We start from the raw sequence: 2,735 nt of genomic DNA on the forward strand, positions 1-2,735 counted from the left end.
ATTTTTTTTAAGAAAATCAAAGGAGATCATCAAAAATGTACTGGAGCAGGGCGATGGTGGCAATGGCGGCGGTCTCGGCCCGAAGGACTCGCCGCCCCAGGCCCACCGGCAGAAAGCCGGCGGCTCGGGCTTGGTTGACCTCATCGGAACTGAACCCGCCCTCCGGGCCGATCATCACCAGAATCGAGGCCGGTTTGGCCAGCCCTTCAACGACGTGACGCAGGGGGGGGGCCGCGGCTTGCTCCCAGCAGATCAGGCGGAGGTCGTGGGTGCCGGTCTGGCTCAGGATCTGGTCAAAACTCCTCGCCGGGAGGCAGGTCGGCGGCCAGGGCTGGTTGCACTGCTTGCATGATTCCAGGATAATCCGTTGCCAACGCTCGATTTTGCCCGGTTCGGGAGCAGCGATTTTGGTATGGGTGGAAAGATAGGGGTGGATGGCGACCACCCCCAGTTCGGTGCACTTTTGCACCACCAGGTCCATTTTTTTGCCCTTGAGCATGGCCTGGGCCAGATGGATGGCAAGGTTCCCCGGCGGGGTATCGCTGGTGGAGAGCAGGCGCAGCTGGACCCGGTCGCGATCGCCGCCTTCGATCCGGGCCCGGTGGACCAGGCCGTCGCCGCTGAACAGCTCCACCTCCTCGCCGCTCTTCAGGCGGAGAACGTGGAGCAGGTGGTGGGCGTCTCCGCCCCCCAGGACAGCCTGGTCGCCCTGGATGGCCTCGGGTTCGATGAAGAAACGTCTCATGCGGGTTTTTTGAACCGGCAGGCGGCCCACTCCTCCTGCCGGGGGTGGGCGGCAAGCTCGAGGCCCAGCTCCCGAAAGCACCGATGGATGGCCTGTTCCTGCTCGCCCGCCAGGATGCCGGCCAGGATAAGATACCCGCCGGGGCGGGTGGCGGCCGCCAGGGTGGTGGCCAGCCGCAATAAGACATCGGTGGTGATGTTGGCCATTACCACCGCGAACTGCTCTTTCGGCGGCAGCTCTTCCGGCAGGCCGGTTTTAATCATCGCTGCAAGCTGGTTGACCAGAATGTTTTGCCCGGCCACCGCCACCGCTTCGGGGTCGTTGTCCAGGGCGAGAACCCGGGGGCAGCCCCAGAGGGCGGCCGCCATGGCCAGAATGCCGGTGCCGCAGCCGTAATCCAGCACGCTGGCCGGCGGCAGCTTCCCGCGGCACAACTCCGCCAGCAGCTCCAGGGCCAGACGGGTGCTGGCGTGGTGGCCGGTGCCAAAGGCCATGCCCGGGTCCATCTCGATCACCTTTTCGCCGGGTTGCGGGAGGTAATCTTCCCAGCTGGGTTTGATTACCAACCCCGGCACCACCGGCAGGGGGGTGAACTGTTTTTTCCAGGTCGCGTTCCAGTCGCAATCGGCAATGAGCTGCCGCGTGATCTCCCAAGTCGGCCCGGTGGGATTCAGTCGTCGCAAAGTTTCCAGGGCGGTCTCGATTTCGGCCAGTTGCTCCTTGGTGGCGGGAGTGTCTTCCAGGTAGAGGGAGACGGTTTCCCACTCCGGGCTCTCGTCGAAGCCGCTGTAACCCTGTTCCGTTCCCTGGGGGTTGAAAGAGGCCAGCAGGGCGGCGACATGGTCGGCCATCGCGGCTGGACATCTGATACTGAGTTGCAGCCAATTGCGGGTTTGCTGATTAGCCATGTTAACCGAGGACCTTTTGCTGTATGTTTATGGGGCGCTGCCCCACGGCGGCGGAGTTTAAAGGAGCGCATTCTACCGGCTGGAGGGGTTGTCTGCCATGGAAAAACAGGACCTGGAAAAATTGCTTGGCGAGCTGGTAACCGGGAGCCGAACGATGGACGAGGTGGTGGCTCAGCTCAAACAGTGGCCCGCCCAAATGCTGGCCGGAGCCCACCTGGACCACCATCGGCGGTTGCGGACCGGAATTCCGGAGGTGGTCTATGGGGCGGGCAAGAGCGCCGAGCAGCTCGCGCGGATTATGGGCGCCATCCTGGCCCGGAACCAAATGGCGCTGGCCACCAGGGTTGACGCGGGGAAGGCGGCCACGGTTTGCGCCGTGCTGCCGGAGTTGGCCTATCATCCCGCCGCCCGGATGCTCACCGCCAATCGGCCGGATATTCCCGCCGGATGCCGGGGGCGGATCGTGGTGCTTTCCGCCGGCTCTTCCGATGAGGCGGTGGCGGAGGAGGCCGCTCTCACCGCCGAATGTCTGGCCAATCCCGTGGACCGCCTCTTCGATGTGGGGGTGGCGGGCATCCATCGCCTGCTGGGTCATCGCCAGCTGCTGGAGGCCGCCTCGGTACTGATCGTGGTCGCGGGGATGGAGGGCGCTCTGCCCAGCGTGGTTGGCGGTCTGGTGGACAAACCGGTGATCGCGGTCCCCACCAGTGTGGGCTATGGCTCCGGGTTTGGCGGGATCGCCGCCCTGCTGGGGATGTTGAACAGTTGTGTCCCGGGGGTGACGGTGGTCAATATCGACAACGGTTTCGGCGCCGCTTGTGCCGCTGCCTCTATTAATAGATGCGATTCACCTCCGCCGCCGGGCTGAGAAAAAAAGATCACGAAAGTCGTTGACAATCGACCGGCTCGCGGCTATCTTCCCGGCCTTCCCGCTGGTCGCGTCCCGGGCCTCAGGCCGCAGCCGGACTGGCTGGGAAGGAGATTGGGGTGGTTGATAATTTAGACCGCCGGTAGAAAAAAGTAATTGACAGTGACGGCGATTTTGAGTAGATTGCCGACTTGTCCTTCCGGTTTCCCGGAGA

Annotated in this window: 3 protein-coding genes; 1 reads left to right on the plus strand and 2 read right to left on the minus strand. The window is 63.7% G+C overall.

The features are described from left to right. Window positions 1–16 precede the first annotated feature (16 nt). Both ACHHRT_RS13665 and ACHHRT_RS13670 read right to left on the minus strand, forming a co-directional pair. Window positions 17–745, minus strand: coding sequence for a 16S rRNA (uracil(1498)-N(3))-methyltransferase (locus ACHHRT_RS13665; RefSeq protein WP_395500324.1), 729 nt, complete (start codon window positions 743–745; stop codon window positions 17–19). Next, window positions 742–1,653, minus strand: a complete 912-nt coding sequence (locus tag ACHHRT_RS13670; protein WP_395500325.1) for a 50S ribosomal protein L11 methyltransferase — start codon at window positions 1,651–1,653, stop codon at window positions 742–744. The genes ACHHRT_RS13665 and ACHHRT_RS13670 overlap by 4 nt, the downstream gene beginning before the upstream one ends. Window positions 1,654–1,750: 97 nt before the next feature. Between ACHHRT_RS13670 and larB the strand changes: the two genes are divergently transcribed. Beyond that, window positions 1,751–2,521, plus strand: coding sequence for a nickel pincer cofactor biosynthesis protein LarB (larB, locus tag ACHHRT_RS13675; RefSeq protein WP_395500326.1), 771 nt, complete (start codon window positions 1,751–1,753; stop codon window positions 2,519–2,521). Window positions 2,522–2,735 lie beyond the last annotated feature (214 nt).

It is taken from the genome of Desulfurivibrio modestus, assembly GCF_044068625.1.
Taxonomy (GTDB): Bacteria; Desulfobacterota; Desulfobulbia; order Desulfobulbales; family Desulfurivibrionaceae; genus Desulfurivibrio.